The sequence below is a fragment of the Aurantimonas coralicida DSM 14790 genome, from assembly GCF_000421645.1.
GTDB lineage: Bacteria > Pseudomonadota > Alphaproteobacteria > Rhizobiales > Rhizobiaceae > Aurantimonas > Aurantimonas coralicida.
Genome location: NZ_ATXK01000004.1, coordinates 13,207 through 31,260 on the forward strand (window position 1 = coordinate 13,207; position 18,054 = coordinate 31,260).

Genomic DNA, 18,054 nt, shown 5'->3' on the forward strand with positions numbered 1-18,054 from the left:
CTCAGACCACTCCCTTGGCGCGCAGGGTGGAGATCTCGTCCGCCGACAGCCCGGCTTCGCCGAGAATGGCGTCGCTGTGTTCGCCGGCATCGGGGGCGGCGCTGTGGAAGGCGGCGGGCGTGCGGGTCATGGTGATCGGCTGGCCGACGACCCTGATCGGGCCACGGGCGGGATGCTCCAGGGGAACCGCGATGTTGAGGTGGCGGACCTGCTCGTCGGCAAAGACGTCGGCGAGGCCGTTGATCGGGCCGCAGGGCACGCCGTGGCGGTCGAGAAGATCGAGCCATTCGGCCGAGTTGCGGCTCGTGAAGATCTCCTGCAGCAAACCATTCAGCGCCGGGCGGTTAGCGAAGCGGTCCGGCTGGGTGCGAAAGCGCGGATCGTCGGCCAGTGCGGGTCGGTCGATCGCCTCGCAGAAGGGGCGCCACTGGTTCTCGCCGCCGACGGCGATATTGATGTGGCCATCGGCGGTCTGCACCACGCCCATCGGCGTGACATAGGGGTGGTCGTTGCCGGCCTGGGCCGGTTCCTCGCCGTCGATGAGGTAGCGCGCAGCCTGGAAGTCCATCATCGAGATCATCGCTTCCAGAAGCGAGGTGTGAAGCCACTGGCCTTCGCCGGATGTCTCGCGCTCCTGCAGCGCCAGGAGAATGCCGCAGGCGGCGAACACGCCCGCGGAGGAATCGGCGACCGCGATGCCGGCGCGCACCGGACCCTGGCCCGGCAGGCCGGTAACGCCCATCAGGCCGCCCATGCCCTGGGCGATCTGATCGAAGCCGGCGCGCATGCTGTAGGGGCCTGTCTGGCCGAAGCCCGAGATCGAGGCGAGGATGATGCGCGGATTGACCGCCTTCAGGTCGTCATAGGCGACCTTCAGCCGGTCCTTCACGTCGGGACGGAAATTCTCGACCACCACGTCGGCATCGCGCACCAGCCGCATGAACACGGCATGACCCTCGGGGGTCTTGAGGTTGAGGGTGAGCGAGCGCTTGTTGCGGTGCAGATTGAGCATGTCGTAGCCATGCCGCGCGCCGCTCATATTGGCGTTCGGATCCACCCCCACCGGGGCCTCGACCTTGACCACGTCGGCGCCGAAATCGGCCAGAATCCGGCAGCAGGTCGGCCCGGCGCGCACCCGGGTCAGGTCGAGCACGCGGAGATGGGAGAGGGCGGAGCTCATGCGACGAGACTCTCGGTAGATTGCAGGATCGGTTGGGCGAGCGGCGGCATCCGGCCGTGCCAGGAGGATGTCGCCTGGAAGGCGGCGCCGAGTTCCAGAAGCGCGCGGTCGCTGCCCGGCCGGCCGACGAGCTGAAGCCCGACGGGCATGCCGCGATCGTCGATGCCGGTCGGCAGCGCGAGGGCGGGCAGGCCGAGATAATTGGCAAAGCGCAGGAAGGCGCTGAGGGCGTAGAGCGTGCGACCGGAAAAGCCCGGCGCGGCAGGATCGATCTCCGCCAGCGTGGGGGTGCGGATCGCCATGACCGGCGTCAGAAGAAACGCGCTGTCGCCGAACACCGATGCGAGGAAGGCCGCCCGGGCCGCTTCGCGCCCATCAAGGTCGCGTCTGAGCGTGGCGTCGTCGATCCGGCCGCCGCTCGCCAGCCGGCGCGCCAGTTCCGGGTCCTGTTCGGCCAGTGCGGTCGAGGCGCCGAGACCGCGTGCGGCTTCGGCTTGCAGAACCCGCAGGGCGGCGTCGCCATTGGCGTCGACCGCAGGGCCGGCCGAACGACCTTCCAGCGGGTAGCCGAGTTCGAGAAAGTGGTCGATGCCGGCCTCGCAGGCGACGCGGATAGACGGCTCCGCGCGCTGCAGAAGGTCTTCGGCGACCGCGATGCCGCGGTGGGGCGTGCCAGCATCGCCGGACGGCAGAAGGCCTGTCGCTTCGGCGACCATCAGGATGTCGGCGGCGCCGCGGGCAAGAATGCCGATCGTATCGAGGCTCGGAGCCAGCACCATGGCGCCGTCGGCCGGCACGAGGCCGGCGGAGGGCTTCCAGCCGGTGACACCGCAGCAATGGGCGGGGATGCGCACCGAGCCGCCGGTATCGGAACCGAGGGCGACGAAGGCGGCGCCGCTGGCGACGGCAGCGGCGGAGCCCGATGACGAGCCGCCGGGTGCGAAGGCCGGGTTCCGGGGATTGCGGGCGGTGGCAAAGCCCGAGGGCTCGTAGGCGAGTTTTGCCATCCGTGCGAAGCCGATGCAGTCGGCCCCAGCCGCGTCCATGCGGTCGAGGATCGCGGCTGATCGCTTGGGTGGGGCCGCCAAGGGTTCTGCCATGCCGCAGGACGGCGCGCGGCCGGGCCTGTCGAACATGTCCTTCGCGGCATAGGGCAGGCCGGCCAGAGGCCCGTCGGTGGAAGGGGCGGCCCCGGAGGTGCAAGTCATGCCATCCGCGACGAACAGGCTGAACGCCGCGTCGAGTTTGTCCCGCGCGGCCCGGCAACGCTCCGCCTCGGCGACGCGGCGCTGCGGCGTCAAAGCGGTCCATTGGGGAAGCGTCGGCAGGGACATCAACGAGGCGCCTTTCGGATGCCTGTTTCTTAAGCCTGTTCAGCCTATGTGCGAAATCTGGTTCGGGGAATGAGAATTCAGCGTCGTCTGGTTTCGAATTTGGTGAAACCGTGGGTGCCGGTTGCTTTCGTCTGGTCGCGACTTGCCGGAGGGCCGATTAACCGGCGGTCGAGGCGCGCTCGCGCAAGAAGGCGATGAGGCGCTGGGTCGACGCATTGGGCGTGTCGGAGGGCTGGGCACAGATGGTGAAGCGGCGCAGCGCCCAGGGCTCGTCGAGCGGCACCAGCGACAGCCGCAGGGCTGCCGCTAGCGGTCCGATCGCCCGCCGCGGCATGATGCCGATGCCGAGCCCGCGCCCGATCATCTGGCACATCACCTCGAAGCTGCGGACCTGGACCCGGACCCGGGGCGCCCGGCCGTGCACCCGTGACTGCTCGGACAGAAGGCGATGCACCGCCGTACCCGGCTCCAGAGCGATGTGGTCGTCCTCGAAGAGCTCGTCGAATTTCAGCCGGCGCGCGGCCGCAAGGCGATGGTCGCAGGGGACGGCGACGGCCAGCATGTCGCTGGCATAGGGATAGCTGGACAGGCCCGACATCTCGCTGCCGGCCACCACGACGCCGACATCCGCCTGCTTGTGATAGAGCGCCTGCAGCGTGTCGCTGATCGGCCGCTCCTCCAGATCGATCTTGATGCCGGGATGCGCCTTGGCGAATTCCGCCAGATGCGAGGCGAGGCACTCCACCAGCACCGAGCTGGAGGCGAAGACGCGGACGATGCCGCTCGCCCCGGAGCGATGATCCTCCAACGCCGCCTCCACCTGCTGGCCAAGGTGCATGACGTCGCGGGCATAGCGCAGCACGATCATGCCGGCGGCGGTCGGCTCCACCCCATGCGGCCGGCGCAGCAGCAGCGGCAGGCCGGCCTCGTGCTCCAGGAGGCCGACGCGCCGGCTGGCGGCCGAGGCGACGATGTTCATCCGCTCGGCGGCCCGGCTGATGCTGCGCGTCTCGCAGATGTTCACGAAGAGCGCGAGGGAGAAGAGGTCGTGGTTTCGCATGGGGGCATTAGAGAGCAGCGACGCGGCCGGCGGAAGCGGGCCCTGTACAGATGCGGCGCGCGGGCGCTACCAATAGGATGTTCCTATTTCCCGGAGCCTTCCTTGGACTCACGCCAGCTTGCCTATTTCCGCCAGATCGTCGACAGCGGATCGATGAGCGCGGCCGCGCGGGTGCTCGGCATCGCCCAGCCGTCGCTGTCGCAGCAGACCCGCAATCTGGAAACTCACCTCGGCACCGAACTCCTGTCGCGGACCGCACGGGGCGTGGTGCCGACCGAGGCGGGGCAGGTGCTCTACGACCATTCCTGCCGGATCGGCAGCCTCATGGCCGAGGCCGAGGACGCGGTGCGGGCGATCGGGGCCGAACCGTCGGGCCGGGTCGAGTTCGGCATGCCGGCCTCGGTGTCCATGGCGCTGTCGATTCCGCTCGCCGAGACGGTGCGGGTGGAGATGCCGCAGGTGCGCTTCTGCGCCACCGAGGCGATGAGCGGTCATATCCGCGAACTCGTCACCAGCGGCGAGATCGACCTGGCACTGCTCTACGACCAGGACGGGATCGGCGATTGCCCCTCGCGGCTGATCCTGATGGAGGATCTCTGGTTCTACGCCGCGCCGGACGACTGGCCGTTTGCGACGCCGCCCGGCGTTCCGGTGCCGCTGGCCGAGGTGATGGCGCTCGATCTCGTCCTGCCGTCGCAGCGTCACGGGCTGCGACGGTTGATCGACCGGGTGGTCAAGGCCGAACGGCTGCAGACGCGGGTTGTCACCGAGATGGATTCGCTGCAGCAGATCAAGGCGCTGGTCGCCCGCGGCAGCGGCCACACCATCCTGTCCCCGGCGGCGGTGCATGATCTGGCCGAGACCGGCCGGCTCTTGGGCAGCCAGATCGTCTCGCCCCGCATGCGCCGCCCGGTCTATCTGGTGCGCTCGGCCAGGCGGCCCGTCTCGGCGGCGACCCGGGCCATCGAAACCCACTGCATCCGGGTCATCGAGGATCTGGTGCGGCGCGGGATCTGGCAGGCCGAGTTCCCCGACAGTCAGAGCGCGAGCCTATGACAGCCGCGACGACGGCCTATTGGACGGCGATCCGCAGCGCGCTCTAGTTTGCCTCCTCACGGGGCGGTCCCTTCGAGGCACCGCCAGGGCGGAAGATCACCGGTTTGCGCAAGTCGCGCTGGCGGTCCGGCGGCAGGAAAGGCAGACGATCGATGGACGAGGCGATCCGCAAGGAATGCATGGCCTATGTCGGGCGCCAGCGTGAAGCGACCGACAGCATGGCGCCCGAGACGGCGGCGAAGCAGGCGCATGCCCTTGGCGTCGCGGCGCCGGAGGCCGAACTGCCGGCGACCTGGCACTGGGCCTATTTCAACCACGGCTTTCCCATTTCGAACCAGGGCGAGGACGGCCATGAGCGGCTGGGCCTGTTCCTGCCGCCGGCGCCGTTCCACCGCCGCATGTGGGCGGCCGGCGACGTGACGGTGCATCGTCCCCTGCGCATCGGCGTGCCGGCGACGCGGCGCTCGACCATCACGGATGTCGCCTTCAAGAGCGGGCGGACCGGCGACCTCTGCTTCGTGACCGTCGACCATGCGATCGAACAGGATGGCGGGCTCGGGGTCGCCGAGCGGCAGACCATCGTCTACCGCGACTGCGGGCTGCCGGAAAAGGCGCTGCGCGCTCCCGGCGATCCGGTCCCGGACGGCTATGTCGTCCATCCGGACATGGAGCTGTTCTTCTATTCGGCACTCACCCATAACGGCCACCGGATTCACTGGGACCGGAACTTCTGCCGTGAGGTCGAGGGCTATCCGGGGCTAATCGTCCACGGCCCGCTGATGGCGACCAAGCTCTGCGACGCCATGGCGGGCACCGCGTCCGTCCGCCGGTTCGCCTTCCGGGCGCTGGCGCCGGTTTTCGACACGACGCCGATCCGGCTGGTTCACCCGGCCGCCGGCACCGGCGGCGAGGGGCGCATCGAGCGCTCCGACGGGGTGATCTCCATGCAGGCGACGCTCGAAACCGCCTGACCAACGACCTCCTTTAGCGGCCCTCCTGCTCTCCGGCGCGGGCGAGAAGTGCCTCGGCCTGGGCGACCAGTGGCCGATCCAGCATGGCGCCGTCGAGCTGGATCGCGCCGCCGCCGGCCGCCTCCGCCGCGGCGACGATGCGGCGGGCCCGGCGGATCGCGTCGTCACCGGGCCGCATCGTGTCGTGGACAGGACCGATCTGCGCCGGGTGGATGCAGAGCCGCGCACCGAAACCGAAGGCAAGGGCCCGGCGGGTTTCCGCGATGACCCGCTCGACATCGTCGATCGCCGGGGTCACCCCGTCGATGGCCGGCGCGAGACCGGCAAGCCGGGAGGCCAGCGCCAGTTCGGCGCGGTAGATCGCCATGGCCTCCGCGTCCTCGGGCAGGCCGAGATCGAGCATGAAATCGATGGTGCCGAAGGCCAGCCGCACGACCCCGGCGACCTCTGCAATGGTGCGCGCTGCCGCCAGGCCGCGCGCGGTCTCGATCAGTGGAATGACCGGCTTCGGCATCCGGGCGACGTCATCCGCCGTTTCGGCCTTGGCCAGCATCACGCCGGCGACGCCCGGATGGTCGAGACACTCCATGTCGGCATCATGCCATGGCGTGCCGGCGGCGTTGATCCGCACGAACACACCGGCGTCGCCGGCGAGCGCGGCGAGCAGGCCGGCCCGTGCCACCTCCTTGTCCGCCGGCGCGACCGCATCCTCGAGATCGACGATGACTGCATCCGCGCCCGAGGCGAACGCCTTCGAGATCCGCTCCGGGCGGGTCGCCGGGACGAAGAGGAAGCTGCGGGAATTGGCGGGATCGCGCATGAAAGGTCTCGTCTCGACAATGGCGGGCAGGACGGGCCGCTGGCATGATGCGGCCTCATCTGATGGCTGATCCTAGCCGGCCAAACCGTCGTTCGGAACGGACTGGGCGTCTATCGACCCGATAGTCCGGCCCTATCCACCCGCTGACGGCCGGGCAGATGGCGCGGTCCCTCCATCGTGAGTGACGTCAGGGGCTTGTCGCCAACCCTTGCGACAGTGATTCAGCCGGTTCGATCAGAACTGGAAACGGCGAGCCTCAATCGCGGACAATCGTGCGACTTCCATAGGAGTTGGCTATCGCCTCCATCGCCCGTGCGGTCTGCCGGTTTCCGTGCCGGACGCTATGCTGTCCCGAGCACAGGAGCGCAGCATGACCACGATCGACACCCATGACGAGATCCGCGAAGCGGTGGGCCGGCTCTGCCAGGATTTCCCGGGCAGCTACTGGCGCGAGCTGGACGAGCGCCGCGCCTATCCGACCGATTTCGTGAAGGCGCTGACCGAGGCCGGTTTCCTCTCGGCGCTGATCCCGGAAGAATTCGGCGGATCGGGACTGCCGCTTTCGGCTGCCGCTGTCATCCTCGAGGAAATCCACCGCCAGGGCGGCAATGCCGGCGCCTGTCACGCGCAGATGTACACGATGGGCACGCTGCTCCGGCATGGCTCGGACGCCCAGAAGCAGGCCTATCTGCCGCAGATCGCCGAGGGGACGCTGCGGCTGCAGTCCTTCGGCGTCACCGAGCCGACCAGCGGCACCGACACTGGGTCGCTGCGCACCACCGCCCGCCGCGACGGCGACGTCTACCGGATCAACGGCCAGAAGATCTGGATTTCCCGGTCCGAGCATTCCGACCTGATGATTCTCCTCTGCCGCACGACGCCGCTCGATCAGGTCGAGAAGAAGACGCAAGGGCTGTCGGTCTTCCTCGTCGACATGCGCGAGGCCAAGGCGAACGGCCTGACCATCCGGCCGATCCGCACGATGATGAACCACGCCACGACGGAGCTCTTCTTCGACGACGTGCCGGTGCCGGCCACCAACATGATCGGCGAGGAAGGGAAGGGGTTCCGCTACATCCTCTCCGGCATGAACGCCGAGCGGATCCTGATCGCCGCCGAATGTATCGGCGACGCCAAATGGTTCATCGACAAGGCCGCCGCCTATGCCGGCGAGCGGGTCGTCTTCGGCCGGCCGATCGGCCAGAACCAGGGCATCCAGTTCCCGATCGCCAAGGCCTATGCGCGCATGCGCGCGGCCGAGCTGATGCTGCACGAGGCGATCCGGCTCTACGAGGCGAACGAGAATCCGGGCGCCGAGGCGAACATGGCCAAGATGCTGGCGGCCGAGGCGAGCTGGGAGGCGGCCGAGGCCTGCGTCCAGACCCATGGCGGCTTCGGCTTCGCCGAGGAATACGACGTGGAGCGCAAGTTCCGCGAGACGCGCCTCTATCAGGTGGCGCCGATCTCCACCAATCTCATCCTCTCCTACCTCGCCGAGCACGTGCTCGGCATGCCGCGGAGCTATTGATGTCGATCGCCGCCCGTCTCGCCCGTTTCGCGCTCACCGAAGATCCCGGTTCGCCGGCGGCCCGCCGCTTTGCCAGGCTCTCGCTCTTCGACTGGGCGACGGCGGGACTGGCCGGGCGCAGCGAGCCGGTGGCGATCGCGGCCCGGCGCATGGCCGCGAGTGAGGCAGGCGCCGGCGCAAGCCTCATCGGCGGCGGGACGGCGACCCCGCGCGCGGCGGCGCTTGCCAATGGCACGACCAGCCACGCGCTGGATTGCGACGACACGCATTTCCTGCATATCGGCCATCCGAGCGTCGTCGTGATGTCGGCAGCCCTTGCGATGGCGGAGATGGAAGGTTCGTCCGGCCAGGCCTTTCTCGACGCGCTGGTCGTCGGGCTCGAAGCGACGTGCCGGGTGGGCGACTGGCTGGGGCGGTCGCATTACGAGGCGGGGTTCCACCAGACCGGCACCGCCGGCGCCTTCGGCGCGACCGTGGCGGCCGGGCGCCTTGCCGGGCTCGACGAGGCCGCGATGATCTTCGCATTGGGCCTCGCGACGACACGCGCATCGGGGCTGAAGAGCCAGATGGGGACGATGGCGAAACCGCTCAACGCGGGCTTTGCCGCCGAAGCCGGCGTCACCTGCGCGCTCCTCGCGCGGGCCGGCGTCGCCTCCAATCCGAACGGGTTCGAGGACCGCCAGGGGTTCGGGCCGACCCATGCAGGAACCGGACACATGGCAGCCTTCGACGGGCTCGGCGAAACCTGGGTCTTCCCCGACATTTCCTACAAGTTCCACGCCTGCTGCCACGGCCTCCACGCGACACTCGAGGCATTGCGAAGCCTGCGCGACGACGGCCTGGCGCCCGACGCCATTCGCAGCGTGACGATCTCCACCAACCCCCGCTGGTTCGACGTCTGCAACAAGCCGGAACCCGCGACGGGTCTGGAAGCAAAGTTTAGCTATCGCCTCGTTACCGCCATGGCCCTTCACGGGCTCGATACGGCGGACCTTGCCGTCTACGACGCGGCCAACTGCGTGCGCCCCGATCTCGTGGCGCTGCGCGACCGGGTCACGGTCGAGGCAGACCCGTCGCTGACCGACACGCAGTCCCGCGTGTCCGTGGAGACGGGGGACGGCCGGCAACTGACCGCCAGCCACGACCTTCTGGCCGCCGCCGACCCCGACACCATCGAGACGCGGCTTGCCGCAAAATCCGCCACGCTCCTCGGCCACGACCTGTCGGGCGCCCTCCTGCAGGCGGTCGACAGCCTTAGCGAGGCCGCGGATGTGACCGCATTGGCGACCCTTCTCGCAACGAAGGCGCCGGCCGACTGACTCAGCCAGGCGAACGATCGTAGCGCACCACGTCCACCGCCGCGTCGAAATCGAGCACGAGCCGGAACCTGCCCCGGCCGCAACTGTTCGGCAGGAAGGACGATCACCGTGACCTCTTGCGAGAGGTAGCGGCCCGTCACCCGCCCGCCGACATTCCAGCCTTCCGGCGGCCGGTCCCGAACTGCCACATGCAGCGCGTTCCAATCGCGGAAGCCATGCCGGCGGGCGATCAATTCGAGCGCCTGGGCGTGGCTGACCGCGGTCCTCGCGGCGGCGAGCTCTTCACGCAGCCCGCCTTGCCATGTCCCTGGCCTCCGCGAATGTCGGCAGGCCGCGTGTCATGTTCCCACCTTTTCGGCGCGCAGGAAGAGGCCCCATCGCAGGGATCGCTGCTTCGCCAGTTGCATCAGAACGAAGGCCGTCAGCGCGAGAAGCAAGACCTCTGACAGAGGGGAGGCGAGCCAGATGCCGGGCTCGCCCATCGTCCCGGCCAGCAGATAAGTCAGCGGCATCGCGAGGATGTAGGATTTCGAAAGCCCGAGGATCGCCGCGCGCCCGGCGTCGCCGATCGCCTGGAAATGCATGGCGATCATCATCAGCGGCCCCGCGGCAAAGAAGCCCGCCGAGATCACCGGCAGGATGCGCGCGACCTCAGTAACGACGACAGGGTCGGACACGAAGGCGGTTCCGATCGGGGCCGCGAAAACACTCATGCCGATCTGCAGGGTGAGACGGTAGCCGAGGGCCGCAAGAACGCCAGTCCTAAAGGCTGGCATCGCTGCGCTGATAACTCCCGGCACCGAAATTGTTACCGGTGATGGTCTGCATCGCATAAGCCAGGCCCAGCAACGGCAGGAAGGCGAAGGTGAGCAGCCGCGTGATGATGCCATAGGCCGAGCCCGCCACGCCCCCGTCCAGCACGCCGATCAGGACGTAGTTGAAGCCCATTTCGGCCAGCACCGCGGACCCGCCTGCCGCCAGCAGCGCGACCGGGGCGCCAAAGCCGAGAAACAGCGCGATCAGGATCAGCCCCATGCAGGCGGTAAGGCCGTGCGCGCCCGCATAGACACCGCCGGCCACGTCGACCTGCCGCGCGCCGGTGTGGCGGTGAGGATACTCGACATGCCCGACGAGACCAGCGTCGAGAGCGCCACGATCAGCATTTAGAGCGGGAACATCAGGGTGAGGGCAGCCAGCGCCTGCGCGCCCACGAAACGCCCAGGAACAGCGCATCGGCGACCGCCAGCAGACCGTTCATGCCCATCACGAAGATGATCGGAAGCGCGGTACGGAGGTAGATCGGGCCAAGCGGTCCGCTGAGAAACGAATTGGATTGCGACGACATGACCCCGTTTTCCTTCCGGCTCTTGTCGCGCAAGAACTGGACGGGGCCCGCATTACCATCCGCGCGACAGGTGCCGAGGATGACGACGATCGTCTCTGCTACAGAATCGCACGAATGCGGGAGGTGCAAGGCCTGCGCGCCTTCTGTGAAGGAAGGGACGACATCAGGTTGTCTGTTGACATACGTCAACTAAATCGGTCGAATGACGTAAAGTCAGTTGACAAATTCTGTTCAACCTCATCAAATTGCTTCAACAGATAATGGTTGTTTGCAATGGCTCGATCTTTTCACTCTGTTGACTTGAACGCGTTCCGCGAGATCGCAAGTGCGTTCCCATTCACGCGTCGCATCACGGAAGTGCATCTCCATCACACCTGGCGTCCCCGGCAGAGCGATTATCGCGGTCTGGCGACCATCCAGTCCATGTGGCGACACCATACGCAGAACAACGGTTGGAGCGACATCGCCCAGCACGTCACCATCGCGCCAAGAGGCGAGATCTGGCTCTGCCGCAATTTCAACGCGGCGCCGGCGAGTTCCAGCGGCTTCAACGGCAATGCCAGCGCTGGGCCCTTCATGATCGAAATGATCGGCGACTTCGATGTTGGACAGGAAACGATCACGAAGGAGCAGAAGCAGGCGACGCTGGGTGTCATCAGCGCCATCCAGATGCGGTTCAATCTCGCACCGCAGGATATGAAATTCCACAGCGAGATGTCGGGCAAGACCTGTCCGGGCACGAGCTTCGACAAGGCTGAATGGATCGGCGAAGTCGCAGCCATGACCGCGGCTGGCGGAAACCCGCGTTCAAGCAAAGCGCTCTTTGCGGATCAGTTCCGGCGTGGCGCCAGCCTGATCCAGGACCTTCTCGCCCTGCCGCAGGCCGTGGACGATATGGCAACGGCCGAACATGTCGTCGGCTACGAGATGTTCGAGGCGGAAGAGCCCGGCGGACGGGGTGGCAGCCTGAGCGGCGCCGAGCCGTCCCCGCAGATGATCGAGGCGCTCTCCGATCACGTCGTGAACCTGGAGAGGGGTAGCTTCTCGGATTCCGGCCGGATCGGGACGACGAAGGCCGATGTCGATCGCTTGTTCGAGGAGCGTATCCCCAAGGAAATCGCAGCGGCCAAGGCGCGCAAGGAGCCAGCGCGGCTTCTGTTCTATGCGCATGGTGGTCTTGTATCGGAGAAGAACGCCTTGCACGGCGCCTTCAAGCAACTGCGTTTCTGGCGTGAGAATAAAGTCTATCCGGTCTTTTTTATCTGGGAGACCGGTCTCGCCGAGACGATACGGCAGCTCATGACGGGCACAGTGGATCGAATCCGCGGCGGGGCTCGAGGTCCGTTCGACTTTCTGCTCAACGCCCCGATCGAGGAGCTGGTTCGCGGGGCTGGGGGGCGGATCGTATGGGACGGAATGAAGTCGAGCGCGGAGCGCGCGAGCGGCGACGGTGGCGGAGCGGCTTACGTTGCCGCCAAAGCCGCAGCTCTCGCCAAGAAACACGGCGACGACCTGGAGATCCACGTTGTGGGCCACAGCGCCGGATCGATCTTCCATGCCTATTTCCTATCGGCACTGGCCAACTCCGGCGCCAGCGTCAAGACGGCGCATTTCCTTGCGCCGGCAATCCGCAACGACCTGTTTCACCAGCGTGTGGCGCCGCTGCTCGGCAAGAACGTCGGGCCGCTGACCATCTTCACGATGAGGAAGCAGCGCGAGAAAGACGACACGGTAACGCCAGTTTATCGTCAGTCCCTGCTGTACCTCATCTACGAGGCTCTTGAAGAAAGGCGGAAGACCGACATTCTCGGCCTCGAAATCTCGCTGCGCGGCGACAAGCTGGCCAGCGATATTTTTGGGCTACGGGGGATGCCTTCCGAGCTGGGCGAAGTGGTCTGGGCCCCGAGCAATGGCAGCGACTTTGGCAGCGCGAGCGATTCTTGCACCCATGGTGGGTTCGACGATGACGCTGCGACAATGAACAGCGTCGTGCGCCGGGTCCTCGACCGTCGAAACGGGGAGCCGATCTTTCCCCTTGAAGACGGCGGCGCGCGCGTGGCGAGCAACGATCTATGGGATGGCCAGCTCGATGTCTCTGCGCAGGTCGAGGAGGCGCTGGCTCGGCTGTCCTTCACCCCGATCGGATCGTCTCCGGCCGGCACCTCGGTGCAGCCAGCGACCCCGGTTGCCACCAGGCCGGTTGTCGGCGCGCGGCGAGCGCTCTGCATCGGGATCAATGACTACCGCTACATCAGTCCGCTCAGGGGATGCCTCGCGGACGCAAAGTTGTGGGCCCAGACACTTGAGGCACTGGGCTATACCGCGCAGATCCTACCCCAGGAAGCAGCGACTGCGGCAGGAATCCGAGCCAGGGTCACCAGCTTCGTGGCCGCGGCCCGGGCGGGGGACGATCTGGTCCTGCAGTTTGCCGGACATGGCACCCAACTCGAGGATCTGAGCGGGGATGAAGCCGAGGAGGGGGCTGCGGTCGGGGAGATCAAGGACGAGTGCCTGTGCGCCATCGACTGTGGTTCGGATGACGACGGCCTGGTGATCGATGACGAACTGCGGATCATCTTCAGTGGCCTGGCGGATGGCGCGTCCCTGACCTGCTTCTTCGACTGCTGCCACTCAGGCACGATAAGCCGTGTGCATGCGCGCGCCCTATCCGCGACGCGCCTTGGCGCGAGGGGCGGGACAGCAGAGAGCGATCTGCGCGCACGCTACGTCGACCCGACCCCTGCGATGAAACACGCATACGCCAGGCGCTCGGCCCAGCTGCGACGGTCGGGCAGCCGTGCGCCCTTCATCCAGAGGGACGTTTCCTTCAGCGCCTGCACGTCTCAGGAACTCGCGTACGAGAGCAATGGTCAGGGCGAATTCACACTGCAGGCCACGAGTATCATCAGCGAAGGCATCGGGGTGACGTCGAACAGCGCCTTTCTCGATCGCATTCTTCAAAGATTCGGAGAGGTGCGACGTCAGAGCCCGGTCCTCGACTGCGCGCCCGAGAAACGTAGCGCGTATTTCTTGAGCCTTTGACCTGATGGTGGACGAGTCCGATGGCCGATCCTGCAACTCCTGCTGCGCCGGCACCGGACGCCGTCCAGTCTGTCGCCCAGACCCGGTCTGGCGAGGAACTCGGCTCGATGCACGAACCCGTCGCGTCCGAAGAAGGAGAAGACACGCTCTTCCGGATCAGCAAGCGCGTCAAGCTGGCGTTCCATACGCGGCTCTATGAGCGTCGGAGCGGGGATCCGGTTTATCGCCCGTTGTCCATCTACACGCGCGACCCATCCATCTCGCGCCTTGAGGGCGGCATCGCGCGGACGCGCGTGCAGTACGAGCCACTAAAGCCGGGGCCGCGGGGTTCGGTCGTGGAAGTGTCCACGTCGGACGGCGATGGCAATGATTGGGCGGCGGCGGATCTTGAAAATCCGCTGGTGCTGATCGAGGGAGGCTACGCGCCATCGCTATCCGACCCGCGCTTCCACCAGCAAATGGTCTACGCCGTTGCGATGACAACCTATGACAGCTTCAAGGCTGCCCTGGGCCGTAACGTTGCCTGGTCGTTCGACCGAGTCGATCCGGCGGACCCGCATCAGCGGAACCGGGTCCTCCTGAAACCCCATGGGGCGAACGCGGCAAACGCTTGGTACGACAATGCCAGCGGAGAAATCGTCTTCGGGTACTTCACGCCGAAGAACGCCACGTCGACGGTCCCGCCCGGCCGGGGTCACATCTTTACATGCACCTCGCATGACATCATCGCGCACGAGATGAGCCACGCCCTGCTCGACGGGCTGCGGGCGGCATTCCTCATCCCGAGCCACCACGACGTGCTCGCCTTCCACGAGGCATTCGCCGACCTGATCGCCTTCTTCCAGCATTTCACCTACGAGGACGTCGTGCGCTCGGCCGTGAACCTGACCCGGGGCAACCTCGACAAGGCAGAGAACCTGGTTTCGATTGCGCAGGAATTCGGCAAAGGCCTGGGTGAGGGCAAAGCGGCGCTGCGAACCCTCAACGACCTCGAGAGCGACTTCGCAGATTTTCTGGACAGCTCGCAGGATCAGCCGACCCGGCAGATTCTGACCTACGACTCCGCTCTGCGGGAAGACAACGGGCACGAGCCCCACAACCTGGGGCGCGTGCTCGCGCGAGCCGTCTTTGCCGCCTTCATCACATTGTATCGCAGAAAGTCCCAGCGCTACGTCAAGCTCGCCACCGGTGGAACCGGAAAATTGCCGGATGGCGATATCTCGACGGGGTTGCAGAACCTTCTCGTCTCCGAGGTGCGCAAGCTGGCTGGTCAGTTCCTCTCTATCTGCATTCGGGCCATCGACTATTGCCCACCCGTCGACGTGCGATTTGGCGACTATCTTCGCGCGCTGATTACCGCCGATCATGATGTGGTTGCGGACGACCGGTGGGCTTATCGCGAAACGCTCATCCAGGCTTTTGCCAAGCGGGGGATCTATCCCGACGACATCCGGTCGATGACGGAGGATACGCTTCTTTGGCAAGGGCCCCAGATCCAGATCGATCCCGAGAAAAGCCTTGGTTTCGGATCCATGGCGTTTGAGGGAGATCCGGCCAAGCCTGTCAGCATCAAGGAGATGTGCCGCCAGGCCGGGGTGCTCGGCCGCCTCGTGACGCGTCCGCATTGCGCACGTGAATTCGGACTCGTCAGCCCTGAAAGCGCCGAGTTCGCAACCGGCGAGTATAGCCTTCCCGTGGTGGAATCGATCCGCTCCGCGCGACGCATCGGACCCGACAAACAGGTGATCTTCGACATCATCGCCGAGGTCGTCCAGAAACGGCGCATCAAGCTTCCAGGCCATCGCCCGTTTGAATTCCACGGCGGCGCGACGATCATCCTCGGGCCGCTCGGCGAGATCAGATACGTCATTCGCAAACGCGTCGATCATCAGGATCGGCCCGCCGAACAAATCGAATTCATGAAGAGTTCGACCGGCGCGCGGTTCTGGCGCACAACAAGACAGGGTTTCAGACCTTCGACTGATGTCGCTCGGCTACTGTGCGCCCAGGCGCCTCAGGAGGCTGCTCCATGATGGCTGCGGTTAGAGTAGCCCCCGGGCTGAACTTTGGCCGAGGAGCACTTCGGCAGAATCCCGGCGCCGGACATCCCGAGCGCCAGAGCAAAGTCTTCGAGTTTGTCTGGCTTGACTTGGGATGCGAACGCCATTGACGATCACCAGCGATGCAAGCTGGCGCTAAGCCTCAAGAGTCGTAATGGGTTCGTCGATGCAATAGCCCAGAACTGGGCGCGGGGTTGGCGAGATGGACAATGATTTGCAGAGCAATCTTCGACCTCTCGCCGACGTCTGATACGGGCTCCTTCGAAGCGTTCGCTTATCGGATGGCTGTTGTGGGGCTAACGGACCGGCTGACCTCAACGATCTGAGGGGTGCGCTCGCGCACTGGTCGATCCGCCCGACGCGGTAAAAGCATCTGCAGTGGCCGCCGAGAGCGAGGCCAAGGCCGCTGCGACGGCGACTCTCGCGAAACTCAGCTACCTTTCCGCCGAGGACCATCGACTCCGAAGACAGCCCGCGCGCTTAGCCGACATCCCTCGTCCGCAGCGAGCGTTTGTCGGGCGCGCGCCCGGCAAGGCTGATGAAATCGATTGGTGCCCGAATGCTTGGACAGAGAACACCGTTAGTTGTGTTCTTAGATGCGAACCACCCGCAAGACCATGCGTGCTACGGGGCGGTTGCTAATACCGCAATCTATGAAGCATCAGGAAGATCAATGGCTTAAACGCTGGATGGCGGAGAGGAAGGGACTCTCGCCATTTGATCCAAAAAGCCTGAGAAACATGGCTTCGCGACCGCAGTATCGAGGCGAGGTGTACCAGTCTAGTGGATCGGCGTCCAGGCGTTGTTATTATCGATTCTGACAGCGGACCGAGGCTGCTGCCCGATCAGCTCTCGCCGGGTACGCACCCGAAGAACTCCTTCGACCTCGAACCGGAGGGGTCGATGCGCGCGAGCGTCGGATGCTACTGGCCAAAAAATATCGCCGAGGCAAAGGCGGAATTCGGACACAGTGAAAGCATTAGCTGCGCCCCTATCGGCCCGAGAACGGGAGTTGATGCTAGGCGAAAAGATCTGGAGCCATTTCGCGAGGCTATCGGGAAACCTCTCACCAGAGGCGAGACCAAGAGGGGAACTTGCGCCCAGGAAAGCTGCATCCGCACAAGCCTCCGGACGACGGCCACGTCATTGCGTTCGTGGTCGTAGTGTTGATTGGCGCAGTCTTGATTTTGCTGACCTTGTTGATTCAAGGGAGCTGGGAAAACTTACCAGACGCTCTCGACGCGCCAACATTCATCAATCCGCACGATGCAGATGGCACGTTTCCTCCTGGCATCTCACAAGGTTCGCGCTGATCGCAGAACTGAGAACGACGGTATCAGCGATGCTGACGTAACGATCCACGGTCGCAAAGAAGCGCGTGGACAGTTACATGAACGCCCCTCCAATCAGCAAAAATTTCTGATCTGGCATCTCGAGAGCGACTGTGAGTTCCGAGCAGGGTGCCCGCCCGTACAACCCGACCGCGATCGGCAGCCTCCGCGAGATCGCTCCGCTCATTGACGAGATGCGAGTGTTCTTCGCAAAGTGCGAGGGCAAGCGGCCAAGCTGCGGCATCCAGGAAGTCGCGTCGCTCGAAATCCGGTTCAACGCCACCGACTTCCGCATCGAACGGGCGCTGGCGGCTCTGGATGAATTAGGCGAGATCGATGGTCGGCCTTGCTTCAGGGCCACGTCAACCTGCCGGGCGCTCAAGCTGGCAGAGGCAGCAGAATCAACCCCTCTTCGATCACCTGTTCGACGGCGCGGATTGCACTATCCAGCCGCTTCCCGCTGGCAACGAAAGTAGTTGCTCATCTGCTCATCGCTCAAATCGAGCATGTATTTCGCTTCAGTCGCGGAGAAGCCGGCCTTCAAGGCATTGCTCAACGCGGTCCATTGGGGATTGTGCGACACCAGGGGCGCTGCGTGGGTTTGGTTTTCCAAGGGGAGGCGCTGAGTGGCGCGCTGATTCGCTTGCATCTCGAACTCCGGGTTCAGGCCTGCTCGAGCGAACGCAATACATCTCGGAGGTTCAGTGGGACGAAAGGAGGAAGCTGAAACGCATCTGGTACTGAGTGCAGAGTGTTCAGCGAATATGGTCACCGCGTGTCCGCTGCAGCGCAAACATACGCTGCGCTTCACTACCGCATCGGCTAATAGACATCGTCAAGCAAAGCCCGACATCTCCAGACCGCTCGATCCGGACCGCGGACCGGCTGCCCGTCCTGGGTGCCGGGCATCTTCCATTCCGTGACCTGCTTGGTCGGGCTATACTCCGTCCGTGCCATTTGGATGAATCTTGCAAGATCACCCATCGGCTAAGCCGTCGCACTCGTTGA

15 protein-coding genes and 1 pseudogene are annotated in these 18,054 nt (G+C 65.5%); 8 read left to right on the plus strand and 8 right to left on the minus strand.

Features of this window, described 5'->3' with window-relative positions; all coding sequences use genetic code 11:
* Position 1 precedes the first annotated feature (1 nt).
* The 3 genes from H536_RS0110630 to H536_RS0110640 form a co-directional block, all read right to left on the minus strand.
* Positions 2–1,180, minus strand: coding sequence for a CaiB/BaiF CoA transferase family protein (locus H536_RS0110630; RefSeq protein WP_024350458.1), 1,179 nt, complete (start codon positions 1,178–1,180; stop codon positions 2–4).
* Positions 1,177–2,514, minus strand: a complete 1,338-nt coding sequence (locus H536_RS0110635; RefSeq protein WP_024350459.1) for an amidase — start codon at positions 2,512–2,514, stop codon at positions 1,177–1,179. The genes H536_RS0110630 and H536_RS0110635 overlap by 4 nt, the downstream gene beginning before the upstream one ends.
* 157 nt (positions 2,515–2,671) lie before the next feature.
* Positions 2,672–3,574, minus strand: coding sequence for a LysR family transcriptional regulator (locus H536_RS0110640; RefSeq protein ID WP_024350460.1), 903 nt, complete (start codon positions 3,572–3,574; stop codon positions 2,672–2,674).
* A 102-nt stretch (positions 3,575–3,676) separates the two neighbouring features.
* Here H536_RS0110640 and H536_RS0110645 point away from each other — a divergent pair, with 102 nt between their 5' ends.
* Together H536_RS0110645 and H536_RS0110650 are read left to right on the plus strand one after the other, a co-directional pair.
* Complete coding sequence (locus H536_RS0110645; RefSeq protein ID WP_024350461.1) at positions 3,677–4,630, plus strand: LysR substrate-binding domain-containing protein; 954 nt, start codon at positions 3,677–3,679, stop codon at positions 4,628–4,630.
* 152 nt (positions 4,631–4,782) lie between these two features.
* On the plus strand, positions 4,783–5,601 hold the full coding sequence (locus H536_RS0110650) for an HTD2 family dehydratase (RefSeq protein ID WP_024350462.1): 819 nt from the start codon (positions 4,783–4,785) through the stop codon (positions 5,599–5,601).
* A gap of 13 nt (positions 5,602–5,614) precedes the next feature.
* On the opposite strand, the gene H536_RS0110655 is transcribed toward H536_RS0110650, so the two are convergent.
* On the minus strand, positions 5,615–6,421 hold the full coding sequence (locus H536_RS0110655) for an HpcH/HpaI aldolase/citrate lyase family protein (protein ID WP_024350463.1): 807 nt from the start codon (positions 6,419–6,421) through the stop codon (positions 5,615–5,617).
* Between the two features lie 370 nt (positions 6,422–6,791).
* Here H536_RS0110655 and H536_RS0110660 point away from each other — a divergent pair, with 370 nt between their 5' ends.
* Together H536_RS0110660 and H536_RS0110665 are read left to right on the plus strand one after the other, a co-directional pair.
* Positions 6,792–7,949, plus strand: coding sequence for an acyl-CoA dehydrogenase family protein (locus H536_RS0110660; protein WP_024350464.1), 1,158 nt, complete (start codon positions 6,792–6,794; stop codon positions 7,947–7,949).
* Positions 7,949–9,268 carry an MmgE/PrpD family protein gene (locus H536_RS0110665; protein ID WP_024350465.1) on the plus strand — a complete coding sequence of 440 codons (1,320 nt, stop codon included), beginning with the start codon at positions 7,949–7,951 and terminating at the stop codon, positions 9,266–9,268. The genes H536_RS0110660 and H536_RS0110665 overlap by 1 nt, the downstream gene beginning before the upstream one ends.
* An 83-nt stretch (positions 9,269–9,351) precedes the next feature.
* Here H536_RS0110665 and H536_RS25485 read toward each other — a convergent pair.
* From H536_RS25485 to H536_RS25130, 4 genes and pseudogenes are all read right to left on the minus strand, one after another.
* Positions 9,352–9,558, minus strand: a pseudogene (locus H536_RS25485) (glyoxalase superfamily protein); the annotation flags it as partial.
* 48 nt (positions 9,559–9,606) lie between these two features.
* Complete coding sequence (locus H536_RS25120) at positions 9,607–10,101, minus strand: MATE family efflux transporter (RefSeq protein WP_342341760.1); 495 nt, start codon at positions 10,099–10,101, stop codon at positions 9,607–9,609.
* The gene (locus H536_RS25125) at positions 10,031–10,303 is read right to left on the minus strand and encodes an MATE family efflux transporter (RefSeq protein WP_024350467.1); all 273 of its coding nucleotides are present in this window, start codon (positions 10,301–10,303) and stop codon (positions 10,031–10,033) included. The genes H536_RS25120 and H536_RS25125 overlap by 71 nt, the downstream gene beginning before the upstream one ends.
* 142 nt (positions 10,304–10,445) lie before the next feature.
* Entirely contained in the window at positions 10,446–10,802 is a 357-nt protein-coding gene (locus H536_RS25130; RefSeq protein ID WP_244495421.1) for a hypothetical protein, read from the minus strand.
* Between the two features lie 84 nt (positions 10,803–10,886).
* On the opposite strand from H536_RS25130, the gene H536_RS0110675 reads away from it, so the two are divergent.
* The 4 genes from H536_RS0110675 (at position 10,887) to H536_RS24990 (ending at position 17,522) form a co-directional block, all read left to right on the plus strand.
* Positions 10,887–13,655: a caspase family protein gene (locus H536_RS0110675; protein WP_024350468.1), complete on the plus strand. Its 2,769-nt coding sequence runs from the start codon at positions 10,887–10,889 to the stop codon at positions 13,653–13,655.
* A gap of 20 nt (positions 13,656–13,675) precedes the next feature.
* Complete coding sequence (locus H536_RS0110680; RefSeq protein ID WP_024350469.1) at positions 13,676–15,688, plus strand: gluzincin family metallopeptidase; 2,013 nt, start codon at positions 13,676–13,678, stop codon at positions 15,686–15,688.
* A 1,121-nt stretch (positions 15,689–16,809) separates the two neighbouring features.
* On the plus strand, positions 16,810–17,028 hold the full coding sequence (locus H536_RS24350; RefSeq protein ID WP_155898458.1) for a hypothetical protein: 219 nt from the start codon (positions 16,810–16,812) through the stop codon (positions 17,026–17,028).
* Positions 17,029–17,159: 131 nt separating this feature from the next.
* The gene (locus H536_RS24990; RefSeq protein ID WP_205620013.1) at positions 17,160–17,522 is read left to right on the plus strand and encodes a hypothetical protein; all 363 of its coding nucleotides are present in this window, start codon (positions 17,160–17,162) and stop codon (positions 17,520–17,522) included.
* Positions 17,523–18,054: the final 532 nt, after the last annotated feature.